This is a genomic window from [Clostridium] aminophilum DSM 10710, assembly GCF_000711825.1.
Lineage (GTDB): Bacteria > Bacillota > Clostridia > Lachnospirales > Lachnospiraceae > Clostridium_R > Clostridium_R aminophilum.
The window spans coordinates 1-24,457 of record NZ_JONJ01000008.1; the positions used below are offsets into that span (position 1 = coordinate 1).

Consider the following 24,457-nt stretch of genomic DNA (forward strand, 5'->3'; position numbering starts at 1 on the left):
CGGATACACAGGTGCTGGATTCGTAACCGGAACCTCTGTAAAAGAGATGTCTGTTGCCTGCAATGCGGCACGTCGGCTTTTTCGAAGCCAGTAGTAATACGCGTTTTGGGAAAGATCGTGTTCCTGGCAATAGTCTTTGATCGTGAGTCCGCTGGATTTCTGATCCCTGATGATAGCAACCCAGTTCTGCAAACGAATCTGGGAAGTAGCTAATTGAGTATCCATGAGAAACCTCCTGTGAAAACTGGGAAAAGTTGACACCAACTTTTTCAAGTTTTGAAAGTGACAGAATAATTATCTCATGGCCGAGATGCCGTATCACGGCACCGACTATTTACCGTTTACGTGGTTTCGTAGAGGAAAGCTTATTGGAAGAGAGGACGATTCAATGGAAAAAAGAATTGACTTTACAACGGGCGCGATCGTGTTACCGCTTCTCCGGTTTGCCGGACCGGTTCTTATGGCATTGTTTCTGCAGGCTATGTATGGAGCGGTGGATCTTCTGGTTGTTGGAAAGTTTGCGGATTCGACCGATGTATCTGCCGTTTCGACCGGTTCCCAGATTATGGCTACTCTGACGAATATTATCAGCAGCCTGTGTATGGGCATGACCATTTTTCTCGGTCAGAAAATCGGAGAAAAACGTGCGGATGAGGGAGGACAGATTGTCGGCAGCGGACTGGCACTGTTTGCGGTGATCGGGTGTTTTCTTACGGTATTCATACCGGTTATCGCGCCGGGGCTTGCCATGACCATGCATGCTCCGGAGGAAGCATTCGGGCTGACCACCGCATATATCCGAATCTGTGGAGGCGGGATCATCGTTATTATGGCCTACAATATGATCGGTGGTATATTCAGAGGCATAGGCGATTCGAAGACTCCGCTGATCACGGTTCTGATCGCGTGTATCTGCAATATCATCGGTGACATTTTACTGGTGGCTGTTTTCCACATGGGAACAAAAGGCGCGGCTTATGCGACCGTAGGTGCGCAGTTTATCAGTGTTGTCATTTCTTATCTTCTCATTTCACATAAGACACTGCCGTTCACACTGGAAAAGAAAATGCTTACATGGAACAAGCGCATCATCCGAAGAATTCTTGTGCTCGGAATACCGATTGCCGTACAGGATCTGCTGGTTGGCATATCCTTTCTTGTGATACTTGCCATCGTGAATTCCATTGGATTGATTGCCTCCGCCGGAATCGGCGTTGCGGAAAAGGTATGCGTGTTCATCATGCTTGTGCCCATGTCTTTTATGCAGTCGATGTCAGCTTTTGTCGCGCAGAACAGAGGAGCGGGAAAGCTGGACAGGGCATTCCGGGGATTCCGGGCTGCGGTTGGGATTTCCTTTATCTTTGGCGCGGTAATGTTTTATACGGGATTTTTTCACGGAGATCTGCTCTCGGGAGTATTCACTTCGGATGAGGCGGTTGTTGTGGCAGGAGCAGAGTACATAAAGGCGTATGCGATAGACTGCCTGTTTACCTGCTTTCTGTTCTGCTTTATCGGATTCTATAATGGAATGGGATATACGACATTTGTCATGGCGCAGGGCATCCTTGGAGCATTTGCGGTCCGGGTGCCGGTATCCTTTTTGATGAGCCGGATGATGCCGGGGTCTCTCTTCCATATCGGTCTTGCGACACCCTGTTCCACCGTCCTGCAGATTGTTTTGTGTTTTGGCGGTCTGATATACATATCGCGCACGAAGAAATAATAAGAGCAATATGAGCAATAAGCAGATCCGTTGACGAAAGAGATATTCCATTCGCGCAACAGAAGTCCGAAACATCTGGAACAAACTTATCGGTATACAAAGGAAAGCGCCCGGAAACTTCCCGGGCGCTTTCCTTTGTATGGTACGTTGTGATTTGTTGTATTTAATATAGTACAGAATCTGATGACGGAAAAACAGGAATTCTCGGATGAACAGACAAGTCGAAACTTGTCATTGGAGTCGCTGCCACACGTTTTTATACAGTAGAAGCAACCGTTTCTGAAAATGAGCCCTTTTACTTTGGATAATCTTTACGGTACTATAAAACTGGTGTGGCAATAGTCTTTAAATGAGGAATAACGGTATAATCAGATGAATTACGAGATTGATGGAACCAGCCGGATTCCGGCTTACATTCAGCTTTATCAGATGCTTCGCAGTGACATCATTGCGGGCGTTTATTCCTATGGAAGCAAACTTCCGTCCAAGCGGACGATGGCGGAGGAGACCGGTGTAAGTGTCATTACGATCGAGCATACGGTGGAACTTCTCTGCGAGGAAGGGTACACGGAGGCAAGACCCAGAAGCGGCGTCTATGTCATTTTCCAAAAAAGCGACTTTCAGGGTATGCCGGCGATGATTGAGATGGAGCATTCTTCTGCAGGACACAGGATGGAAGCTGATGGAAAAACATGGAGAAGAGAGGTGACGTTTGCTGACAGATCAGAGTCTGTGTCGGCTGGTTCGACGACTTCGGCGGATCCCCTGACGTCAGCGTATTCTACGGCCTCGGCGCACACTCCGGTATCGGCGGGGTCTCCCGGGGCTTCTTCCGCACAATTCCATCCTCATCCTCATCCCCATGTTTCCTCCGGTTCCGAGTTTCCGTACACAGTGCTTGCAAAAACGATGCGCCGTGTTCTGCTGGATTATGGCGAGCGGATCCTTGTGAAATCGCCGAATGACGGCTGCGCAGAACTCCGCTCGGAGATCAGCGCATACATGGCGCGGAGCCGCTCGATCCATGTGAAACCGGATCAGATCATCATCGGCTCGGGGGCGGAGTATCTCTACAGCCTTGTGGCGCAGATGTTCGGGAAAGAGACGGTATTTGCGCTGGAGGATCCGTCCTACGGAAAGATCCGTCAGGTTTACGAGGCATACGGCATCCGGTGTGACATGCTTCCGCTAAAGCCGGACGGCATCGCTTCGGAGGACCTTCGAAAGACCCGGGCGACGGTTCTTCACATCACGCCGTTTAACAGCTATCCCACCGGGATCTCGGTCGGCGGAACGAAAAAACAGGAATATCTTGGCTGGGCCGCGCAGCGGGGCGGCATCCTTATCGAGGACAATTATGACTCGGAGCTTACCATATCGGGCAGGGCGGAGAATTCCCTGTTTTCGATGACTGAGCAGGAAAATGTCATCTACATGAATACCTTTTCCCGGACGATCGCGCCGTCGATCCGTGTGGGCTATATGATCCTTCCGGAGCGGCTGATCGAGATTTTTCACCGGCGGCTGGGATTCTATTCCTGCACCGTTCCGGCGTATGATCAGTATGTTCTGGCAGAGCTTCTGCGGAGCGGGGATTTTGAGCGCCATATCAACCGGGTGCGGCGGAGAAAACGGAAAGAAAAGAAGACGGAAAACTTTACAAAACGGTAGTGGGAGAGGCAGATTTCTAAACAGTGTAAATTGTCCGGCTGCATCGAATTGAATACAATAAAGCTATAGAATATCAGCATCATTCAGGGGGGATTTTCATATGTATGAGGCGGATTTTGAAGCGGTAGCCGGAAATGCGGAGAAAAAGATAGCGTTTATGGAGACAAATCCGGTCGGTTACTTTGTCTCTGCCGCGGTGGCAGGTTCGTTTATCGGATTCGGAAATATATTGACCAATGTCATCGGAGGACAGCTGGCCGGCGCTCCGGCGACCAAGATCGTGATGGGCGGTGCTTTCAGCGTGGCGCTCAGTCTTGTGGTCATCGCGGGCGCGGAGCTCTTCACCGGCAACAACATGGTCATGGCGGCCGGTATGATGAAAAAGAAGGTGACACTCTCGCAGACTCTGAAGTTCTGGATCACCTGCTGGCTGGGCAATCTCGCAGGTTCCGTTCTTCTGGCGCTTTTATTCCGGTATTCCGGACTGTTTGGAGAGGCGACGGAGGCATTTCTTGCCAAAGGTGCACAGGCGAAGGTGGCGGTGCCGTTTCTTCCGCTGGTGATTCGCGGAATCCTCTGTAATGTGCTTGTCTGCCTCGGCGTCTGGTGCGCAGGCCGCTGCAAGTCGGAGAGCGGAAAGCTGATCATGATTTTCTGGTGCATTTTCACCTTTGTCATCTGCGGGTTTGAGCACAGTATCGCGAATATGACGCAGCTGACGCTGGCGCTCATTGCACCGGCAGGCCCTGCGATCACGATCGGCGGTTATGTCTACAATCTTCTGACGGTCACGATCGGCAATATTCTCGGCGGTGCGGTGTTTGTCGCGCTTCCGTATTATCTCGCCGGAAAACGGGACTGAACAGATCGTGCCTCCGGACTGAACGGATCGTGCCTCCGGACTGAACAGATCGGTCCTCCGGCCTGAACGGATCGGGCCTTCGGGACTGAATGGATCGGGAACCGGGAGCGAACGATTCGGAAACTGGTATGACGATAATCGAAATATAATAACGGAAATACAGGAAAAAGGTACAAAATACCGCCGCATCTTCCGGAAGTCAGGGAGGATGCGGCGGTTGTTTTGAATTTTTATGCCTTTGTGAGCACATCGTCTCCGTCGGAGATCAGTGCTCCCTGAATCGCGTTGACGGAATTCTGCGAAATCTTGCCGGCCTGCTGGAGATGGCTCAGAACTTTGGCGCGGTAGACGGTGCTGATTTCTTTGTTCGGAATGGAGAGCTCGCAGATCATGTTGCCGGTTCCGCTGATGCCCTTGCGTTTCGCTTTCAGATATCCGCTCGCGAGAAGGAAGCTGTACATATGGCTCGGGTCGGTCGTGGACATCGGATAGGTGACGCCGGAGTCGAGCGGAGCCAGAACCGCACTTCCCTGCAGGAGATTGTTCATGCGGGTGCTGATATCGTTGGTGGCATTTTTCAGGATGTCATCCAGAATCGCGTTGTTGCCGGTGGAAACCCAATAGGTATCCGGAGTACAGCCATCGTCCACGTAGCTGATGATGGACCACGGGTTGAAGATGGTTGTGTCGCCGATCAGATACCCGTCGTACCATTTGCGGATCTCGCGGTACTTGTTGCCGAGGTGATAGTATTCCAAAAGCTTCTGGACTTCTTCCTCGGTGAAACCGAAATAGGATGCATAATCCTTATCGATCATGGAGTGAACCCGGAGGTTGTTCAGTCCGCTGAAGAGGCTTCCCTGCGCAAATTTCAGAATTCCGGTCATGAAGCCGAAGGACAGATGCGGATTGTCCTTAAAGCCGCCGGAGAAGAAATTGCGCATAAATCCGGTGACTTCTTTATAGAATCCCTTTGAGTAGCCCTGTTCAATGGGGGTGTCGTACTCATCGATGATGATGATCGGGGCGACACCGTAATACGCGTCGAGCATTGCGGTCAGGTATTCAAGAGAAGCCGAGAGCTCGATATCGGACGCCTCGGCGTTGAGGATTTTTTCAAAGTATTCCTTCTGCTTGCGCGAGAGCGTTTCGCCTTCGAGAACCTGACGGTGACGGTCAAACTCTGCCTGGAGAATGTGGGCGATCTTCTGTTTGGAAGACTTCCAGTCCGGGTATTTCACATCTTTGAAGGTCAGGGAGATCACCGGGTAGCGTCCCTGATAGTCCTGATAATCCTTGCCGCATTTCCATATGTTTTTGTCGGAGAAATACACGCTGGTGTCATAATCCGCCTTCTCAAAGAAGACGCGGAGCATATCCATGTTGAGCGTTTTTCCGAACCGCCTCGGACGCAGGAAGAGGGAGACATACGGCTTCTTGTCGAGAATATCCCGGATCAGAAGGGTTTTGTCGACATAGTAGTATTCTTTCTGCACTTTCACGTAATCGGAGATGCCGACCGGAAGAGGAAGAAGACGGGCGTCGCTCTGAGCGGCAGCCTTCGTGAATTTACCGGTTTTGATGCGGAGATCCTTCGGACGGTCCGCATTGTCCGGAATTTTCCAGCTGCGGCCTTCCTTCACGGCACCGGCAATCTTGCCGCTTCGGCACATTTGTGTCACCCATCGTTCGGAAACTCCCCAGAATTTTGCGAGCTCATTGACAGTAAGCATAGGTATACCTCACTTTTTGATGAGAATAATGTAACTATACGTGCGGAATAATTCCTTAATAATCAGCTTTATTGTAACATTCCGCATTTTTGATGTCTATATTGTATAAAAGATAATATAAGAAAAAGCAGTAAGGGGATTTGCCCGAAATCATCGCGAAAAGACCGGCAGATCGGGGAGAGCAGATCCGGAAAAAGCAGATTAAGAAAGCCGTCAGCATTTTGTCAGATACATTCGGAGAAAAATAATATAATATGAGGTTATCCGCCATAAAGATAATGGTCATAGGGTATCTATTTTATAAGAGAACAGGAAAATCATAAATCAGGAGGAGAGAGTTATGAGGAAAATTTGGCTTGCCGTGATGGCGGCGGCGCTTCTTGCGTCCGCCGGCTGTCAGAATGCCGGGAAGGCGCAGGAAAAGGATTCTGCGGCACAGAACGCTTCGGAAACCGGAAGCGCGGAGAAGGATACTGCCGGAGAGAGTTCTGCGGCGGAGGAGAACGAGAGTAAAAAGGACGCGGAACCGTGCTATCCGTATCATATCACCAGCAAAAACAAGGGGGATTGGAAATACTCAAAGAATGAAGAGGCATTGTTGGTCGCTTCGAAATACAATCTTCTCGGTGCGGATGTGTATGTGAATCCGGATACCGGACGTGCGGATGAGGTGAAGCCGGAAATTCTCGCGGCCGTGGACAAGATCAACGGGGATACCGAAAAAATCTCGAAGAACTTTGTGAAGGATAATGCCGCCGAAGCGGAGGAGATGAGAGCGCAGCACGCACAGGACGATTTGTTTAATTCGTTTGAAAATGAGAACATCGTTAGGCCGGTTCGCGCGGATTCGGGATGCCTGACGGTTGTCCGGGAGAATTACAGCTTTCTCGGCGGGGCGCACGGCTTCAGTGAGACGACGGCCTACACCTTCGACGCAGCTACCGGAAAACGGCTGAAACTGGCCGATATCGTGAAAGACACGGAGAACATTCCGGAGATTCTGGCTGCGGAAGTGCCGAAACAGAATGAGAATGCGGACGGCCTGTTTGATCAGGACGGAAAAATGAGTGACGGCGAAAAACTTTCGGACCGGATCCGTGAGATGATGAAAGGGGACGGATATGAAGGGGAGAATGACACCGCATATCTGAACTGGTACGCGGATCGCGACGGCTTGCAGTTTGTGTTCAATCAATATGATATCGGACCGTATGCGGCCGGAAAGTTTTATGTCAAACTGAAGGCGGAAGATTACCCGGAACTGATCGACGCCCGTTTCTTTGAAGTGCCGGAGCAGTATATTGAAGAGCTGGAGGAGGGAAAGACGTATTCCATCGGCGGAGCCGACCTCAAAGTATCATTCCAGTATGATCCGTCGGATGGCAGCAGCTACATCGAGACGCTCAGGGTGGACTATGACGGAAAACAGGCAACGTATCAGCCGTATTCCTATCGGGAATCCATCTATCACCTTCACACAAAAGACGGAGATTATCTGTACTGCAATGACTTTACGGAAAATGACTGGCAGAGCCTGAGCTCCCTCAAGCTTTCAAAAACGGAAGAAATGAAGTTTAATCAGGAAACGGCAGGAGTCTATGACGCGGTTATGATCGATCCGGAGGCGATGATTCTGGGCGGCCGCACGGAACTGCTGTCCTCCATGCAGATGGAGCGAAGCTATCGTGCGGGAAAAGACGGAAGACTTGAGCCGAATGACAAATATTTTGCGCTTAAGCCCTGGGAGGATTTCCAGCTGACGCTGAAACAGGATATCGAACTGGATGTTCTGGAGTCGCTCGAGACGGAGAAAACACATCGGGAAACGGTCAAGAAGGGAACCAAAATCTCCTTTATCCGTACCGATGACAAGTCGATCACGGACTGCCGCACCGATGACGGCAGGATTGTCCGCTTCCATGTGAACGGGGATGTATGGCCGCACATTGTGGAGGATAAGTACCCGATTGAGGAACTTCTCGACAATACGATTTTTGCGGGTTAAGATGGACGCGTCATACAGAACGAGGCGAACCGCGTTTGGCGCGTGTCAGGCATTTTTGCGGCAGCCGCCAGGGCCTCCTGTAGGAAGGGGCGGAGCTGCGTGAATAAAACAGAGCGGCAGCCCGGGCTTTCGAGGCCCGGACTGCCGCCTTTTTTTGGAAAAAAGAAGATAACGCTGCGGTCAGGAATTCTGGCGGTTCAGATAAAGTTCGATGTTGGTGGGATTTGGATGTTTGGCCCAGCTGGCACTTTCTTTCTTCGAACCGGAATAGATCCGGAAATCGTATTCTTCGGAAACATCGTTCCAGCCGTACTCGACCAGATACCAGTCCCATCCGCCGATTCCGTTGACGGTGGTGTTTGAAGCCTTGACAGAAAGGGTATCAAGGTTCAGGCCGGCGGCTTTCATGGCATCTTCGACGCCCTGATTGTGAAAACGGGTTCCTTCCGCTGTTTTCGTCGGCTCGCCGTCGATAATTACGTCTGTTTCTGCGCAGCAGTATACGGTTCTCCCGGAATAATCACTGCTCGGTCCCGAAGATGGATCCCGGGTCACCAGTACCCAGAAGCCGATCTCCTTTTTGTCACCGTGTTTTGCGCCACGATAGTCGAATTCGTCGGCATTTACAATGTTTGCCAGGACGGCCCGGATGGAACGCGCATTGGCGAGATCGACCGCACGGCGGGATTTCTCCAGCCTGGAGCGAAAGATCGGGACGCAGATGGCGATCATCACGCCGATGATGGCGATGACAATAAGCAATTCAACCAGAGTGTAGCCTTTCCGGCTTCGGTTTTCGTTATGCATGGTGGTTCAACTTCTTTTCGTGTTTTGGTTTGATGCTGGAAGCGGAGATACAGCACTTCACTGCATCAACAATTTTCATGTATTCAGGTTTTGCTTGACGTTGGGAGCAGGGATACTGCACCAAACAAAATATCGGCGAAAAGGGACAAAAATTAATATAATTTTGAATAATAGGGTTTGTATATTCAATCACGAAAAACGATGTCATCAAAAACACCGTCAAATGCCTGATTTATGACTGAAAAGGTGATAGAATACTTGCTGTTTCAAGGTATAATAAAGAAAGTTATATATAGTATGAACAAGAATAAAACAGGATGGCAGGTGATGATATGATTCTGAAAGAATGTGACCGGGGCATGGTCTATATGCCGGAAGGCGAGGTAAAGATCCCCGTTGAAGTCCGTTTCAGCAAGGAGAATATTACATTATACTTTGAGGGCTTCCACTTTCAGGATGCCCGGATTCAGGCAAGGGTGGATTTCTATGATGTTCAGAAAGGACTGATCACGACGGAGTCGGAGGTTCTGATCAAGAGAAATCCGGCATATCCGACCAGCCCGTATCCGTGGATTGGCGAGTGCAATGTCATCAAGTGTAATGAGACGAAGCAGCGTCAGATGGATGTCCGCGCGTCTGTGGACATTGAGTGGCAGTTTTATCATGATGATCCGAAGCTGGGCGGAGATTTCTTCGCAACGATCCGGAATCTCAGCGCAGGCGGCGTATACATCGAGACGGTGGAGACTCTGGCACCGAAGGAACTGGTGCGCTTTCGCTTTAAATTCAACAAAAAAGACCGGACCTTCCTTCTCGAAACCGTATGGGGAAAGAAGGCGGATGAGATCCATATGGGATACGGTCTCCGGTTTATCAACCTGCAGCCGGGAGATGAGGCGAACATCCGCAATTATGTATTTCGGAGACTGATCGAGAATCACCGCGCGGGTGAAGAATAAATGGCAGGCCGGATATGAGTTCAGGGAATTTAATCATAAAGAATATATTATAACAGTTATAAAAATACGATTATAAAATACCCATATTTTCATTTTTGTTCAACTAAAAGATGAGGCATTTTGCACAATGAAAGAACTGCAGAATGACCTCGTCTTTTCGTTTTTTCGGTCGAAACTCACAAAAAACACCGATAGAATTTGGAAGAAAACAACGAAAATAATGCATATAAATCAATAAATTTGCGATAAATCAAAAATATTGACATACATTTTGACCGGTTCTATACTCTGCCCATACCTCGAGGAAACAGATCACGATAAGCAGATGCCGTAAATGGCAGACGGTATTTCGAAGCAGTACAGAGGAGGGTATTATCATGTCTTATGTTGATAATGTGTACGAGAACGTAGTTTCCTATTATCCGGATCAGAAGGAGTATCATCAGGCAGTAAAGGAATTTCTGGAGTCTGTCCGCACTGTCGTAGAGAATGACGAAGAGAAGTATCAGCAGGAAGCGATGCTTGAGAGAATGGTCGTTCCGGACAGAGAGCATTCTTTCCGGGTAACATGGACGGATGATCACGGCGAAGTTCAGGTCAATCACGGTTACCGCATTCAGGTCAACAATGCGCTCGGCCCGTACAAGGGCGGACTTCGTTTCCATCCGACCGTAACACAGGGCATGATTAAGTTCCTCGGCTTCGAGATGGTTTATAAGAACGCACTGACCGGTCTTCCGATCGGCGGCGCAAAGGGCGGAGCCGATTTCGACCCGAAGGGGAAATCCGATCGCGAGATCATGCGGTTCTGTCAGGCCTATGTCGGAGAGCTCTTCAAGTACACCGGCCCGAATATGGACGTGCCGGCCGGAGATATCGGTGTCGGCGGCCGTGAGATCGGATACCTTTTCGGAATGTATAAGAAGCTGACGGACCAGTTCGACGGAACACTGACCGGAAAAGGGCTTACCTTCGGCGGTTCTCTGGTCAGAACCGAGGCTACCGGCTACGGCCTGATGTATTTCGTGGATGAGCTCCTGAAGGATCACGGCCAGGAGATCAAGGGCAAGACCGTCACGGTTTCCGGTGCCGGAAATGTTGCAATCTTCGCAATCGAGAAGGCTCAGCAGATGGGCGCGAAGGTTGTTACCTGCTCCGATTCCAACGGATGGGTTTACGATCCGGACGGCATTGACCTCGATCTTCTGAAGGAAGTGAAACTTGAGAAGCGCGCAAGACTGACCGAGTATGCGGCTAAGAGACCGAACGCAGAGTACCATGAGGGTCACGAGGGGCTCTGGGCAGTCAGGACAGATATCGCTCTTCCGTGCGCAACACAGAACGATATCAATCTGGACGACGCAAAGGCACTGGTTGCAAACGGCACCTATGCGGTATGCGAGGGCGCAAACATGCCGACCACACTGGAGGCAACCGAGTATCTCCAGAAGAACGGCGTTATCCTCTGCCCGTCCAAGGCCTGCAACGCCGGCGGCGTCAGCGTATCCGAGCTCGAGATGGCACAGGATTCTGAGCACCTCTACTGGAGTTTCGAAGAGGTTGATTCCCGTCTCAGCGATATCATGAGAAATATCTATCACATCATCGCCGATGCGGCGAAAGAGAATAATCTCGGCGAGAACTATGTTGCCGGTGCCAACATCGCGGCGTTCAACCGTGTTGCAGAGGCGATGGCTGCACAGGGAGTATATTAAAAGAAAACAGATGTTACCGGTCTGAAGAGCGGGAATCTGCTGCGGCAGGTTCCCGCTTCGTTTGTATATTGGGAAGGGTTGTATTACACTTCAGGGGAAGAAGAAAGCCCTTTTTACTAATATATAAGCGATATATATACGAATACATAGATAGAAAATGATCGCTTACATAACAAATATGAATCTGTACATAGCAAATTGGAAGCTGTACGTAGTAAAGTTGAATACGCACGTAGTAAATATGGATTCATACGCAGTATATACGGACACGGAAAACGGAGGTTGTTATGGCATATATTGATGAGATTATCGGGCGGATTGCGGAAGAGTATCCGGAGCAGAAGGAATATCAGCGGGTTGTGAGAGAATTTCTGACTTCCATTCGGCCGGTTGTAGAGAAAGAAGAAGAGAGATACCGCGCGGACGCGATTCTAGAGCGCATGATGTTTCCGGACCGCGAACATGCATTCCGCGTGACCTGGATCGACGATGCGGGCAACACCCGTGTCAATCACGGATACCGCGTGCAGTTCAACAATGCGCTCGGCCCATATAAAGGCGGCATCCGTTTTGAGGAGGATGTCAATGCGGACAAGATGAAGGCCCTCGGGTTTCAGATGGTCTGGAAAAATGCGCTCGCAGGGCTTCCGGCCGGAGGCGCAAAGGGAGGCGCGGATTTTTCGTGGAAAGGAAAATCCGACCGGGAGGTCATGCGCTTCAGTCAGGCATATGCAAAGGAATTGTTCCGGTATCTGGGGGCGGATGAGGATATTCTCACAAGCGATATTGGTGCCGGCATCCGTGAAATGGGGTATCTCACCGGGCAGATCCGGAAACTGACGAACATCTGCGACGGCAGGGTCGTCGGAAAGGGAAGCGCTTTCGGCGGAACACATCTTCGCGATGAGGCGATCGGATACGGAATTCCGTATTATGCGGAAGCGGCGCTGAAAATGGCGGGAGAGAGCGTGGAAGGAAAGACTGTGACGCTGTCCGGAGCGGGTATGGTAGCCATCCATGCGGCGCAGAAGGCGGAGGAGCTGGGCATGAAAGTGCTCACCGCATCCGATTCCGACGGATGGGTGTATGATCCGGAGGGAATCGAACCGGATCTTCTTCGGCAGGTAAAACTGGAAGAGAAGGCGAGAATGAGCGAGTACGCAAGACGGCGTCCCGGTTCGGAATACCATGACGGTCCGGAAGGAATCTGGGAGGTGAAATGCGACATTGCGCTTCCCTGCGCGGTATCGCATGAGATCGGGCTCGACCAGGCAAGGTTCCTTGCGGAGAATGGAACGTTTGCCGTCTGCCCGGGATCGAATGAACCGGCGACGCCGGAGGCGGTGGAATATCTCAAAGCGCATGGCGTGCGGCTTTACCCGTATCAGGCCTGCAACGCGGGCGGTGTAGTGGTGACGAGTCTGGAGTTTTCTCAGGATGCCATGCATCTGCGCTGGAGTGAAAAAGAGGTGGAGTACCAGCTCCGTTATCATATGTATGAGATCTGCCGGCTGGTGGAAGACACCGTACAGGAGTGCGGTCTGAAAAATGATTATATTGCCGGGGCGGATATCGCCGCGTTTCGCCGGGTCTACGATGCGATGTGCGCGCAGGGAATCGTCTGAACAGCCGGAAAAGCGCGGACGAACTGCATTTTTTTAAAATTTATAATAGGGAATATGCACAAAAAAACATCCACAATTTCGGTGACTATTTTTGAACACATTTGATTGAATCTGACTATTTTTGATGATAACATGAGGATACAAAATCAAAAACGTGCAGAGGATTGATCGGCACGGTGATGGAGGTGAGCACTACGCTGACAGAGGAGAGATATGACTCGATTCTTGCCATCGTAAACAGTGAGAGGAGTGCGACGGTTCAGGAACTGGCAGAGCGGCTGAATGTGTCGGAATCGACGGTCCGGAGGGATCTGACTGCACTGGATAAAATCGGACGTCTGATCAAGGTGCACGGCGGCGCGACGGCAGTGGAACTGGAATACTCGACGCGGGACCTGTCAATGAGGGAAAAGCAGAGCCTGAACTATGAGGAAAAAGAACAGATCGCCGCATATGCGGCAAAACTGATCAGGCCGGATGATTTCGTATACATTGACGCCGGATCCACCACGCAGCTTCTGGTGGAGAAGATCACGGAACTCAGCGCCACCTATGTGACGAATTCCATCAGCCACGCTTCGGTGCTTGCGGCAAAGGGCTGTACGGTGTTCATTCTTGGCGGACGTGTCAAGAGCATTACGGATGCGCTGGTCGGCAGCCGGACAGTGGCGGCGCTGGAGGATTACAATTTCACAATCGGTTTTTTCGGAACGAACGGTGCGGATGAGAAACACGGATACACGACGCCGGATCTTGTGGAATCGATGGTGAAAAAGACCGCGATGGAGCACACGCATCATCGCTACGTTCTCTGCGATCACTCCAAGCTGGGAACCATTTCCTCGGTGAAGTTTGCCGAGTTTGGTTTTGCGACGGTGATTACGGGAACACTGAGCAGTGACAAATACAGAAAGTGCAGAAATGTAGTGGAGGTGAGTGGCCCTGATTTACACAGTAACGTTTAATCCGTCGTTGGATTACATTATCCGGGTGGATGATTTCCGGATCGGGGAAGTGAACCGCACTTCTTATGAAAAGATTCTTCCGGGAGGAAAGGGAATCAATGTCTCGATTGTTCTGAAGAATCTGGGACATGAGAGCACCGCACTCGGATTTGCCGCCGGTTTCACCGGACGTGAGATTGAGCGCCGGCTTGCGGAGTACGGCGTAAAACCGGATTTCATCCCGCTGGAAGAAGGATTTTCCAGAATCAACGTCAAGATGAAATCGAAAGAAGAGTCGGAGATCAACGGACAGGGTCCGAAGATCACGGAAGCGGCGATCGAGGCATTGTTTGAAAAACTGGATGCCATGAACGGGGACGACATCCTGGTGATCTCGGGAAGCATCCCGAACACGCTGCCGAGTGATATGTACGAGCGGATTCTGGCGCGGTATCAGGAGAAGAAGATTCCGGTCGTAGTGGATGCGACCAGAGATCTGCTCACAAGGGTTCTGAAGTTCCATCCGTTCCTGATCAAGCCGAACAACCATGAACTTGGTGAGATCTTCGGCGTGGAGCTGAAAACGCAGGAGGAAGTCATTCCTTACGCGAAGAAGCTGCAGGAGATGGGGGCGAGAAATGTGCTGATCTCTATGGCAGGAGAAGGTGCGGTATTCATCTCGGAAAAGGGAGATGAGCTCCGGAGCGGTGCACCGAAGGGAAAAGTGGTAAATTCCGTCGGCGCAGGTGATTCGATGGTGGCAGGTTTTCTGGCCGGCTATCTCGAGACTTCGGGGGATTACCGGACGGCGTTCCGGATGGGTCTTTCCGCGGGAAGCAGCAGTGCATTTTCCGAGGAACTGGCAACCCGAAAAGAGGTTGAGGAGTTGCTGAAGACATTCTGAGAAGGGTAGAAAGAAGGGGTAAAAGGATGAGAATTACGGATCTTCTGAAAAAAGAGAGCATCCGCATCGGAGGCAGTGCTTCCGGAAAGGCCGACGCCATTGACCAGATGGTCGAACTGATGGTGGCCGGCGGCAATATTGCGGATCCGGAAAAGTATAAAAATGCCGTTAAGGCAAGAGAAGAAGAGAGCACGACCGCGATCGGCGACGGCATCGCGATCCCGCATGCAAAGACCGATGCGGTGAAGGCGCCGGGACTTGCGGCGATGACACTGCCGGAAGGCGTGGATTATGCGTCGCCGGACGGGGAAAAATCCGATCTGATCTTCCTGATCGCGGCACCAAATACGGAGGACAATGTTCACCTTCAGGTTCTGTCCCGTCTGTCCACACTTCTGATGGATGATGATTTCTGCGATGCGCTTCGCGGGGCAGAGGATGCGGACGCATTTCTTGCCGTGATCGATAAAGCGGAGAACGAGAAGCTTGAGGCGGAAGAGAAGAAGGAAGAAGAGGCGAAGGCGGCAGCAGGAAAGATTCAGATTGTTGCGGTTACCGCATGCCCGACCGGAATCGCCCACACCTATATGGCGGCGGAGGCGCTGGAGAAGGCGGCAGCAAAGCTTGGGTACACCATCAAAGTTGAGACAAACGGCTCCGGCGGAGCGAAGAATCTTCTGACCGCCGAGGACATCGCCGGCGCGGAGGGCGTCATCATTGCGGCAGACAAGAATGTCGAGATGGCCCGCTTTGACGGAAAGCCGGTTTACAGCACATCGGTTTCCGCCGGAATCAACAAGCCGGAGGAACTGATCGGAAAGATCATGAATCACGAAGCCGCAGTATACAGTGCCGGAAAGAAGGCAGTGTCCGACACGGCAGCGGTGTCTGCGGAGAAGGAATCTGCGGCCCACACCTTATACAAACATCTGATGAACGGTGTATCTCACATGCTTCCGTTCGTTGTCGGCGGCGGTATTCTGATCGCGATCGCCTTCCTTCTGGATGTGGCACATGCCGGAGAAGGATTCTACGGCTCGGGCACACTGCTCGCGAAGTTCTTCAAGCAGAGCGGTGATGCGGCATTTGGCTTTATGCTTCCGATTCTTGCAGGATTTATCGCCATGAGTATTGCGGATCGCCCCGGACTGGCAGTCGGCTTTGTCGGCGGCGCAATCGCGAAGGAAGGATTTACCTGGTCCTATCTTGCCGATCAGGTCAATGTCGGCGTAAACGGTGCCGAACCGGTGATTGAGCTCGTCAGTGCCGGCTTCCTCGGCGCTCTCCTTGCCGGTTTTGCGGCAGGATATCTCACCAAGGGACTGGAGAAGGCCTGTGATGCGCTTCCGGATGCACTGGAAGGAATCAAGCCGGTTCTGATTTATCCGCTGGTCGGCATTCTGATGATCAGCCTGATGATGACAACCGTGAACCCGGTTATGGCAGCAATCAATACCGGCATCACCGGTTTCCTGAACGGAATGGGCACTTCGAATCTTGTGATCCTCGGCGCGATTGTCGGCGGTATGATGTCCATCGATATGGGCGGCCCGATCAACAAGGCGGCGTATGTATTCGGAACGGCTGCGATCGCAACCGGAGAGACCGGAAAGATCATTATGGCTTCGGTTATGGTCGGTGGTATGGTTCCGCCGATTGTGATTGCCCTCTCCACTACATTCTTTAAGAACCGCTGGACGAAACGTGATCGCCAGGCAGGACTTGTGAACTACATTATGGGTCTCTCCTTCATCTCGGAAGGTGCGATTCCGTATGCGGCGGCAGATCCGGGACGTGTTCTTCCGTCCTGTATTTTGGGATCCGCGATCGCGGGTGCGATCTCCGCGGCATGCCGCTGTGCAAGCCCGGCTCCGCACGGTGGTTTCTGGGTAATTGCGGTTATCAGCAATCCGCTGATGTATGCGGCTGCACTCCTCATCGGATCGGCGGCCGGCGCGCTTCTTCTCTCCCTTCTGAAAAAGCCGGTCAGCATGGATTCGGATGTAAACTGATCGCCTGCATTTTCCGGTGATCAGCGGCGCATAACCCCCGCGATCTCCCCTCGGGAAAGAGGGGGAATGGAGTCTGCTTGCGGACCTTGTTCCCGGCGGCACTTCTTCACGAAAGGGTGAAGGAAGCTCCGCAGGAGACGGGAAACTGTGAGAGAAAAAAGTGCAATACAAAAACGGTAATGCAAAAACAGTAATACAAAAACAATGTAATACAGGAATATTTCAGTCATGAAAGGACAATACGATGAAAACTTTTGATTACGTAATTCAGGACAACGACGGAATTCACGCAAGACCGGCCGGCGAGCTGACCAAGCTGTGCAAGACTTTCAGCAGCCTGATCCAGATCAGCAAGGACGGCAAGACCGTAAAGGCAACCAAGATTCTCGGCATCATGTCTCTCGGCGCAACCAAAGGAAGCACCGTAACACTTTCTTTCGAGGGAGACGATGAGGAAGAGGCTTGTGCAGCCGTAAAGGACTTCCTTGAGAAGAATCTCTGATCGATGATTCCGGGATAGGCCAGGAACGCGGATCCGTCGGCTGACGGACACGCCGGAACGGGATGAAGGGCTCCGGCCCGCAGTTCCCGCACTATATTCGTATTATTCGTACTATATGGAAGGTTCGGACAGTGGAAAACTGTCCGGACCTTTTTTTCAAAAGGTATTCCTGCTGTTCATGGTTGTATCACGGTCGTTCACCCATCATTTTTCGCCGTTCGCCCAGAATAATTGAGTATTTTATAAAAATTTTATAAACTTTAATCCGTAATCGTTATTTCTTAAACAAGAGGGGTTTGAGAAGCAATAAGGAGGGTATTCATGAAGAAATTGTTCAAATCGGCAATTTCCTGTGTCCTGCTTGCAGCAACTGTGGTTTCCATGTCAGGCTGCGGCGGCGCAGCATCATCTGCCGCAGCGAACGAGACGGCAGCAGAAGACACCAATGTCAAGCCGTCGAAAGTCGGAATCGATCGCCCACGTGAGTTTGTTACCGTAGCGACCGGTCCTACCAGTGGTATCTATTATCCGATCGGCGGAGCCATCGCAAAGGTTCTGAACAACGCAGGATATAAGACCAGTGCTCAGGCGACCGGCGCATCGGTCGAGAACATCAACCTGATCACACAGGATGACGCAGAGCTTGCCATTGCCATGCAGGATTCCGTTGTGCAGGCATATGAAGGTTTTGCTGCATTTGAAGGAAAGAAGAAAGACGATCTTCGCGCGGTCATGAGACTTTGGCCGAACTATGTACAGCTGGTAACCGTTGAGGGAACCGGAATCAACAGCGTAGAGGACCTGAAGGGCAAGAGAGTCGGCGTCGGCGCTCCGAACTCGGGCGTAGAGCTGAACGCGAGAATGATCTATGAGGCATACGGAATGACTTACGAGGACAGTAACGTCGATTATCTGTCCTACGGTGAGGCCATCGACCAGATGAAGAACGGCCAGTGTGATGCGGCCTTCGTAACATCCGGTATTCCGAACTCCACCGTATCAGAGCTGGCATTCAGCTATGATATGAAGATCGTTCCGATTAACGGCGAGGGCCGTGACCGCCTGATTGAGAAGTATCCGTTCTTCGCGGCGACTACCATTCCGGTGGGAACCTACGGCAACAATGAGGAGGTTGATACAGTATTCGTATACAACATCCTTGTTGCAAACGCGCAGCTTTCCGATGATCTGGTATATGACATGCTCGACTGCATTTTCAATGATGTTGCTGCCATCAAGGCCAGCCACAACACTGCGGATAAGAACATTGACGTCACCTTCGGTGTCAATGATTTGAAGATTCCGCTGCACAACGGCGCGGCAAAATGGTGGAAAGAGCACGGATACGAGACACCGCTCAATCCGTAAGGAAGAGATATGAGATTCGATAAACATCTGAGACTTCAGGCAATGCTCGCGGCCGTGATGACCGCATTGGGACTGGCGCTGATTCCGGGCTCTTTCCTGCTCCGGAGATATTTCCCGGAGGAGGTTCTCATCTGTGAGAATCAGGAGACCGGCGAGATCTACGCCCAGATTCCGATCCGGACGGGGGACAGCGTTGAGTTCCGGTGGATCCACTCTTTTGAGCATATTCCGTGGAATGAATACTATCGGGTTCGCGAGGACCGGACGTTTCTTCTGGAGACGATCTCGGTCGCGGGATTCGGAGCGGGCATTCCGGCGGAAATGGACGTGGACTACCGCTATGAGGACGGCCTGGTTTATATGGACAACATCGGAAGCGTATTCGACCGATTCAACTTCTTCAGCTCGGATACGGCGCTGCAGTCCATTCAGGTGAATGAGAAGGAATGGATCAAAGGTTCCGACATGCCGTATCACGCAAAGGTGACGGTCTATGTCGGTGAAAAATGAAAACAGAATTCTCCGCCGGCGGTGAAGACACCGACCCGGACGGAGATCCTACATGAAGGAGGGTAAGGGTTTGAGCGATAATAAAATGAGCGCGAACCAGACTGCGGATGGAGCGGCGGAGACCGCACCGGCAGTGAATGAGCAGGAACTTCTCGAAAAGTTCGACAAGGAGAGCAAGACGAGAACATTTGTCTCCCCGGTGATGGATAAGCTTTTCAAGATCGTCTGCATGGTGATCACGATCTATCATCTGGTATTTGCAGCAGGTCTCTACACACCGGAGACACTGCGTCACAGAGCAATTCACGTGGCAATGATGCTGGTGCTTTCATTTGCCATGTATCCGGCAACCAAGAAGGCAAGCCGCAAGAAAATCGCATGGTATGACTGGATTCTGATCGCACTTTCGATCGTGACCGCCGTATACATGTATGTCAACTACAAGGCCATTGTAAACCGCGCGGGTGTTGTGAATCCGACCGACGTCATGATCGGTGCGATTCTGACCGTGCTGGTTCTGGAGGCAACCAGACGCGTATGCGGACTGGCTCTTCCGATCCTGTCCCTGATCTTCGTGTTCTACGCCCTGATGGGACGCAGAGCAGGTATGATTCCGGTCAACGTGCCGGGAATCTTCCTCCACAGAGGATACACTCTGCCGAAGATCTTCAGTAACTTTTACACCAACACCGAGGGTATCTTCGGTTCTTCCGTCAACGTAGCATCTACCTATATCTTCCTGTTCATCTGCTTTGGTGAGTTCATGAACAAGTGCGGAATGGGTAAGTTCTTCAATGACATTGCGACCGCACTTGCCGGATGGTCCAAGGGCGGCCCGGCAAAGGTAGCGATCATCGCTTCCGGTCTTCTCGGAATGATCAACGGTGCAGCCGTTGCCGTTGTTGTTACCACCGGTTCCTTCACCATCCCGCTGATGAAGCGCGAGGGTTATGACAAAGAGTTCTCCGGTGCGGTTGTTGCGACCGGTTCTGTCGGCGGACAGCTGATGCCGCCGGTAATGGGTGCTGCAGCATTTATCATGGCAGAGACTCTGGGAATCCAGTACAGCTCCCTGCTGATTTCTGCAGCGATCCCGGCTGTCATCTATTACATGGGTATTCTGTTCCAGATTCAGATGCGTGCTGACAAGCTGAAAATGAAGCCGACCCCGAAGGAAGAGCTGCCGAAGATCAGCGAGGTTATGAAGGAGTCCGGACATCTGGCAATTCCGATCATCTTCCTCGTATACATGCTGTTCTTCTCCGGCAAGACCGTTATCATGGCTGCGTTCTACTCCATCATCTGCACCATCGTGGTAGCACAGCTCAGAAAGAACACCAGAATGAGCCTGAACGACATTCTGGGCGCACTGCAGAAGAGTGCAACTTCCACGGTATCCGTAGCGATTGCCTGCGCCTGCGTAGGATGTATCGTCGGCGTATGCTCCATCACCGGATTTGCACTGAACCTGGCAAATGCCATCGTTATGATCGGCGGAAAGAGCCTGCTGTTCACTCTGGTATTCTCCATGATTACCTGTATGATCCTCGGCATGGGACTTCCGTCCATTCCGTCCTACATCATCACTTCCACCGTTGCCGCTCCGGCTCTGGTACAGCTCGGTATCCCGGCAATCGCAGCCCACATGTTCTGCTTCTACTTCGCGATGTTTGCAAACCTGACACCGCCGGTAGCACTGGCATCGTTTGCGGCGGCAGGTATCTCCGGCGGCGATCCGATGAAGACCGGATGGGCATCCGTAAAACTGGCACTTGCAGGATTTATCCTTCCGTACATGTTCGTTTACAACACAGAGCTTCTGCTGCTTGATACCCCGATTGCAACAGGCCTGCGTGTAGCGATTACCGCGATCATCGGCGTATTCCTGATCTCGGTTGCGGTTGAGGGCTTCCTCTATGCAAATGTCAATGTGGTTCTCCGTGCAGCGGCTCTCGTCGGTGCGTACCTGCTGATCGATTCCGGTATGGTTACCGACCTTATCGGCGTAGCGATCGCCGTTGTTCTCTTTGTGGTTCAGAAGGGAATCCAGAAGAAGAACGGTATCACACCGACTGCGGCGTAAGATAAGACCTTAAGACATGATTTTCAGACATGATTGATATGCAGCCATGGCCTGCCGGAGAAATATGTTCCGGCAGGCTGTGACCGGATCCGCAGCCTCGCATCACCGGATGCGGGGCTGCTTTTTCGTTATACAGGAAAGCACCTCACATTTCCTGTGAAATGAAAAATGCTCTGCGGGACTGCGCACACCGCATGAACGGCAGATGTCACCTTGCGGTGACCAGCGGCGGCGCGCCCAGTTCGCAAGCACCCTTTCAGGAGCGAGAGGGTGGGGAGCCGAAGTCCGCTTGCGGACTTTGCGCCGCCGTCACGTTCGAGCGTAAATGCTCGCGTGGTTCGCGGCTTATGTAGTATAATGATTTCCAGAAATGAGATGGAAGGAGACGGTGAATGGATTACGAGGTTTTCATGAGCCTTCTGATGAATATATCGATCCTCGTGCTGATTGCGGAGGGAATGACGAGTCTTCCGGTTTTCCGGAGAATTCTTGCCGGTGAACTGTACGGGGGCCTGGTTGAGGGACGTTTTTCCGGGAAAAGGAAGGCGGAGCCGGCAGAGGAACGGCGCAGTGAGGGCGAACCCGCGCAGGGCGAAAGTACGGCCGCCTTTCGCATGGTCCGGGGCATTCTGCTCGGCGTCTGCTTCGGCCTGTTCTGCATCGTCTCGGACTGCATCGGCGTTCAGATGAATGGTTCGATTCCGAATGCCCGTGTGATCGGCATCCTTTCCGCCGGCATCCTCGGAGGACCGGAGGCGGGAATCCTGACCTCACTGATCGCGGCACTCCACCGCTATCTGGTCTTTCCACAGCGGGCAAGCACCCTTGCGTGCATTGCGGCGACATTTATTCAGGGGGGCATCGGCGCGGCTCTCGGAGAAATGATCCGCCACGGGAAAATGAAGAGCCAGATGAGGGCGGTCGTTTTGTTTTTTACGGCATTTGTATCCGGTCTGATTCATCTGATTCTGGTCTACGCGCTGGTGGAAGACCGTATGACAGCCGTGGAGATCGTTCGATCCGTGATGATTCCGATGCTGATCATGAATTCGCTCGGGATCATGATTTTCTTCGGCGTATTCAACTCCGCCATGCGGCAGTCGGATCTCGAAGCGGCGGCGAAAGTCAGCAATGCCCTGCGCATTGCCGAACAGTGCGCACCGTTTCTCCGGAACGGGCTGGAGGCGGACGGAAGCGCGGATGAGATTGTGAACATTATCCGGAATGAGGAGCCGGCCTGTGAGGGCGCGGCGATCGTGAAGGATTTCCGTTTTCTTGCCAGAAGCGGGGAGTTCGGCGGAATTACCCTGAATGAGGACAACTATCCGAGACTTCTGATGGCGGCAAAGACTTATAAGAATACGAGAATCAGCCATGTTCCGGTACCGGAGGACGCATTTTATCCGCTCTACGGCAAAAGCCTGATCATGGCCGCACCGATTCAGCCGGATGAGGCGAACTGCTATATTCTGGTTATGCTGTTCCGGCGCGGCGTGCAGTTCATGAAGGCGGATGAGGAAGTCATCGGCGGACTGGCGCATTTTCTGACTTCCCAGCTTCAGCTGGCGAAGATGGAGCACCAGAAGGATGAGCTGCAGAGAGCGGAATACCGCGCGCTGCAGTCCCAGATCAATCCGCATTTTCTCTTCAATGCGCTGAACACGATCTCCTGTTTCTGCAGGGAAAAGCCGGACCGCGCGAGAGAACTTCTCCAGTCGCTGAGTTCGTATTTCCGGAATATGCTGACGGACAGCAATAAAAAGGTTACACTGGAAAAGGAAATGGAGCATGTGGAGGCGTATCTGGAACTTGAGAAGGCGCGGTTCGAGGAGCGGCTGATCGTGGACATCGAAGCGGAGCCGCAGGACTGTGTCTGCCGGGTGCCGAATCTGATCCTTCAGCCGATCGTGGAAAATGCCGTGCATCACGGCGCCATGCAGCGAGAGGTCGGCCGGGTATCCATCCGGATTCACCGGGAAGAGATCAGTACCCTGATCGATGTGGAGGACAACGGGCCCGGGATTCCGCAGTATGTTCTGGATCGGCTTCACGGAGCCGAGACGGAGAGCTTTAAGAGTATCGGCATCGGAATGCTGAACGTGCAGGAACGGCTTCGGGCTGTTTACGGCAAGGCGGCGGGCATGCAGATTCTGACCGGAGAGAGCGGAACAACAGTGCGCCTGGTGCTGCCCAATAATCTAAAGACGGAGGAGGATTCGGAATGAAAATCGCAGTAGTGGATGATGAGAGACCGGCAAGAAGCGAGCTGATCTGGCTTCTTCAGCAGTGTGAGCCGGATGCGGAGATACAGGAGGCATCGACTGCGGACGCATTTCTGAAACTGCTGGAAGAGGATCATTTTGACGTCTGCTTCGTCGATATCAATCTGAATGGGGCAAACGGGACCACCCTCGCGTCCATGGTCCGCTCCAAGGCGCCGGATACCAAGATCGTCTTTGCGACGGCATACCGGGAGTTTGCGGTAAAAGCGTTTGAACTCGGGGCGCTCGACTATGTTCTGAAACCGTTTGATCTCGAACGGATCCGCAAGACCATGGAACGCGTCCGCAACTGGCGAAATCCTTCGGTTTCGGCGAATTCCTCCGCGTCGGGCACGGACGGAAACCATGCGGCGGAGACGGAGACGACGGCGGGCGGTGACCGCGGCCACGAGATTCTGGCGGAAAAACCGGACAGTATCCTCCTGACGCTTGGGACCGGTTTCAGAATTGTGGAAGTGAAGGATATCATCTATATTGAGGCGCAGAACCGACAGTGCCTGGTCCACACGAAGAACGGTTCCTTTGAACAGAAGGAAACCCTCGGGTATTATGAGCAGAAGCTTGCAAGACACCGGTTTTTCCGCATCCATAAGAGCTATATGATCAACCTTGACCGGCTCGAGGAGATGGTGCCGGGGTACAACAACGGCTACAGCGTCCGCATGAAGGGAAGGGACGAGCAGCTCCCCATCGGCCGGACCCAGCTGAAAGACTTCCGGAGCCTGTTTGGAAAATAACGATACATACTAAAA

The 24,457-nt window shown here is 52.1% G+C and carries 19 protein-coding genes; 16 read left to right on the plus strand and 3 right to left on the minus strand.

Going from position 1 to position 24,457, the window contains the following annotated elements; translation table 11 throughout:
- On the minus strand, positions 1-225 hold a 225-nt coding region (gene tnpA / locus BR86_RS15185; protein WP_031472615.1), incomplete at its 3' end, for an IS66 family insertion sequence element accessory protein TnpA.
- A gap of 163 nt (positions 226-388) precedes the next feature.
- On the opposite strand from tnpA, the gene BR86_RS0106610 reads away from it, so the two are divergent.
- The 3 genes from BR86_RS0106610 to BR86_RS0106620 all read left to right on the plus strand — a co-directional run bounded on the left by BR86_RS0106610 (position 389) and on the right by BR86_RS0106620 (position 4,256).
- Positions 389-1,723: an MATE family efflux transporter gene (locus tag BR86_RS0106610; protein WP_031472356.1), complete on the plus strand. Its 1,335-nt coding sequence runs from the start codon at positions 389-391 to the stop codon at positions 1,721-1,723.
- A 372-nt stretch (positions 1,724-2,095) separates the two neighbouring features.
- Entirely contained in the window at positions 2,096-3,394 is a 1,299-nt protein-coding gene (gene pdxR, locus BR86_RS0106615) for a MocR-like pyridoxine biosynthesis transcription factor PdxR (RefSeq protein ID WP_038288115.1), read from the plus strand.
- A gap of 100 nt (positions 3,395-3,494) precedes the next feature.
- Positions 3,495-4,256, plus strand: a complete 762-nt coding sequence (locus BR86_RS0106620; protein WP_031472360.1) for a formate/nitrite transporter family protein — start codon at positions 3,495-3,497, stop codon at positions 4,254-4,256.
- A 230-nt stretch (positions 4,257-4,486) separates the two neighbouring features.
- Here BR86_RS0106620 and BR86_RS0106625 read toward each other — a convergent pair whose 3' ends face one another.
- On the minus strand, positions 4,487-5,989 hold the full coding sequence (locus BR86_RS0106625; RefSeq protein WP_031472362.1) for an AAA family ATPase: 1,503 nt from the start codon (positions 5,987-5,989) through the stop codon (positions 4,487-4,489).
- A gap of 340 nt (positions 5,990-6,329) precedes the next feature.
- Between BR86_RS0106625 and BR86_RS0106635 the strand changes: the two genes are divergently transcribed.
- A complete protein-coding gene (locus tag BR86_RS0106635) occupies positions 6,330-7,994 on the plus strand; it encodes a DUF3298 and DUF4163 domain-containing protein (protein WP_031472364.1) in 1,665 nt (554 codons plus the stop codon).
- A 180-nt stretch (positions 7,995-8,174) separates the two neighbouring features.
- Here BR86_RS0106635 and BR86_RS15190 read toward each other — a convergent pair whose 3' ends face one another.
- On the minus strand, positions 8,175-8,801 hold the full coding sequence (locus tag BR86_RS15190) for a type II secretion system protein (protein ID WP_051684644.1): 627 nt from the start codon (positions 8,799-8,801) through the stop codon (positions 8,175-8,177).
- Positions 8,802-9,118: 317 nt separating this feature from the next.
- On the opposite strand from BR86_RS15190, the gene BR86_RS0106645 reads away from it, so the two are divergent.
- From BR86_RS0106645 to BR86_RS0106705, 12 genes are all read left to right on the plus strand, one after another.
- Positions 9,119-9,760, plus strand: a complete 642-nt coding sequence (locus BR86_RS0106645; RefSeq protein ID WP_051684645.1) for a PilZ domain-containing protein — start codon at positions 9,119-9,121, stop codon at positions 9,758-9,760.
- A 377-nt stretch (positions 9,761-10,137) separates the two neighbouring features.
- Entirely contained in the window at positions 10,138-11,475 is a 1,338-nt protein-coding gene (gene gdhA / locus BR86_RS0106650) for an NADP-specific glutamate dehydrogenase (RefSeq protein WP_031472370.1), read from the plus strand.
- Positions 11,476-11,762: 287 nt separating this feature from the next.
- Positions 11,763-13,100, plus strand: a complete 1,338-nt coding sequence (locus BR86_RS0106655; RefSeq protein WP_031472372.1) for a Glu/Leu/Phe/Val dehydrogenase dimerization domain-containing protein — start codon at positions 11,763-11,765, stop codon at positions 13,098-13,100.
- A 179-nt stretch (positions 13,101-13,279) separates the two neighbouring features.
- On the plus strand, positions 13,280-14,065 hold the full coding sequence (locus BR86_RS0106660) for a DeoR/GlpR family DNA-binding transcription regulator (protein WP_031472374.1): 786 nt from the start codon (positions 13,280-13,282) through the stop codon (positions 14,063-14,065).
- Entirely contained in the window at positions 14,043-14,948 is a 906-nt protein-coding gene (gene pfkB, locus BR86_RS0106665; RefSeq protein WP_031472376.1) for a 1-phosphofructokinase, read from the plus strand. Before BR86_RS0106660 ends, pfkB begins: the two co-directional genes overlap by 23 nt.
- 26 nt (positions 14,949-14,974) lie before the next feature.
- On the plus strand, positions 14,975-16,960 hold the full coding sequence (locus tag BR86_RS0106670; RefSeq protein ID WP_031472378.1) for a PTS fructose transporter subunit IIABC: 1,986 nt from the start codon (positions 14,975-14,977) through the stop codon (positions 16,958-16,960).
- A gap of 244 nt (positions 16,961-17,204) precedes the next feature.
- The gene (locus BR86_RS0106680) at positions 17,205-17,462 is read left to right on the plus strand and encodes an HPr family phosphocarrier protein (RefSeq protein WP_031472380.1); all 258 of its coding nucleotides are present in this window, start codon (positions 17,205-17,207) and stop codon (positions 17,460-17,462) included.
- Between the two features lie 321 nt (positions 17,463-17,783).
- Positions 17,784-18,830, plus strand: a complete 1,047-nt coding sequence (locus tag BR86_RS0106685; RefSeq protein ID WP_031472382.1) for a TAXI family TRAP transporter solute-binding subunit — start codon at positions 17,784-17,786, stop codon at positions 18,828-18,830.
- Positions 18,831-18,839: 9 nt separating this feature from the next.
- Positions 18,840-19,340: a DUF1850 domain-containing protein gene (locus tag BR86_RS0106690; RefSeq protein ID WP_031472384.1), complete on the plus strand. Its 501-nt coding sequence runs from the start codon at positions 18,840-18,842 to the stop codon at positions 19,338-19,340.
- Between the two features lie 70 nt (positions 19,341-19,410).
- Complete coding sequence (locus tag BR86_RS0106695) at positions 19,411-21,423, plus strand: TRAP transporter permease (protein ID WP_242841578.1); 2,013 nt, start codon at positions 19,411-19,413, stop codon at positions 21,421-21,423.
- 392 nt (positions 21,424-21,815) lie between these two features.
- Positions 21,816-23,648 carry a LytS/YhcK type 5TM receptor domain-containing protein gene (locus BR86_RS0106700; protein ID WP_031472388.1) on the plus strand — a complete coding sequence of 611 codons (1,833 nt, stop codon included), beginning with the start codon at positions 21,816-21,818 and terminating at the stop codon, positions 23,646-23,648.
- Positions 23,645-24,442 carry a LytR/AlgR family response regulator transcription factor gene (locus BR86_RS0106705; protein WP_031472390.1) on the plus strand — a complete coding sequence of 266 codons (798 nt, stop codon included), beginning with the start codon at positions 23,645-23,647 and terminating at the stop codon, positions 24,440-24,442. The genes BR86_RS0106700 and BR86_RS0106705 overlap by 4 nt, the downstream gene beginning before the upstream one ends.
- Positions 24,443-24,457 lie beyond the last annotated feature (15 nt).

What these genes read in the sequence shown, in the direction of transcription:
- BR86_RS0106635 (WP_031472364.1), top strand. Translation starts at nt 6,330, where the DNA reads ATGAGGAAAATTTGGCTTGCCGTGATGGCGGCGGCGCTTCTTGCGTCC.
- BR86_RS0106620 (WP_031472360.1), top strand. Translation starts at nt 3,495, where the DNA reads ATGTATGAGGCGGATTTTGAAGCGGTAGCCGGAAATGCGGAGAAAAAG.
- BR86_RS0106690 (WP_031472384.1), top strand. Translation starts at nt 18,840, where the DNA reads ATGAGATTCGATAAACATCTGAGACTTCAGGCAATGCTCGCGGCCGTG.
- BR86_RS0106660 (WP_031472374.1), top strand. Translation starts at nt 13,280, where the DNA reads ATGGAGGTGAGCACTACGCTGACAGAGGAGAGATATGACTCGATTCTT.
- BR86_RS0106685 (WP_031472382.1), top strand. Translation starts at nt 17,784, where the DNA reads ATGAAGAAATTGTTCAAATCGGCAATTTCCTGTGTCCTGCTTGCAGCA.
- BR86_RS0106645 (WP_051684645.1), top strand. Translation starts at nt 9,119, where the DNA reads ATGGCAGGTGATGATATGATTCTGAAAGAATGTGACCGGGGCATGGTC.
- BR86_RS0106610 (WP_031472356.1), top strand. Translation starts at nt 389, where the DNA reads ATGGAAAAAAGAATTGACTTTACAACGGGCGCGATCGTGTTACCGCTT.
- BR86_RS0106705 (WP_031472390.1), top strand. Translation starts at nt 23,645, where the DNA reads ATGAAAATCGCAGTAGTGGATGATGAGAGACCGGCAAGAAGCGAGCTG.
- BR86_RS0106655 (WP_031472372.1), top strand. Translation starts at nt 11,763, where the DNA reads ATGGCATATATTGATGAGATTATCGGGCGGATTGCGGAAGAGTATCCG.
- BR86_RS0106670 (WP_031472378.1), top strand. Translation starts at nt 14,975, where the DNA reads ATGAGAATTACGGATCTTCTGAAAAAAGAGAGCATCCGCATCGGAGGC.
- pdxR (WP_038288115.1), top strand. Translation starts at nt 2,096, where the DNA reads ATGAATTACGAGATTGATGGAACCAGCCGGATTCCGGCTTACATTCAG.
- BR86_RS15190 (WP_051684644.1), bottom strand. Translation starts at nt 8,801, where the DNA reads ATGCATAACGAAAACCGAAGCCGGAAAGGCTACACTCTGGTTGAATTG.
- BR86_RS0106680 (WP_031472380.1), top strand. Translation starts at nt 17,205, where the DNA reads ATGAAAACTTTTGATTACGTAATTCAGGACAACGACGGAATTCACGCA.
- gdhA (WP_031472370.1), top strand. Translation starts at nt 10,138, where the DNA reads ATGTCTTATGTTGATAATGTGTACGAGAACGTAGTTTCCTATTATCCG.
- BR86_RS0106625 (WP_031472362.1), bottom strand. Translation starts at nt 5,989, where the DNA reads ATGCTTACTGTCAATGAGCTCGCAAAATTCTGGGGAGTTTCCGAACGA.
- BR86_RS0106700 (WP_031472388.1), top strand. Translation starts at nt 21,816, where the DNA reads ATGGATTACGAGGTTTTCATGAGCCTTCTGATGAATATATCGATCCTC.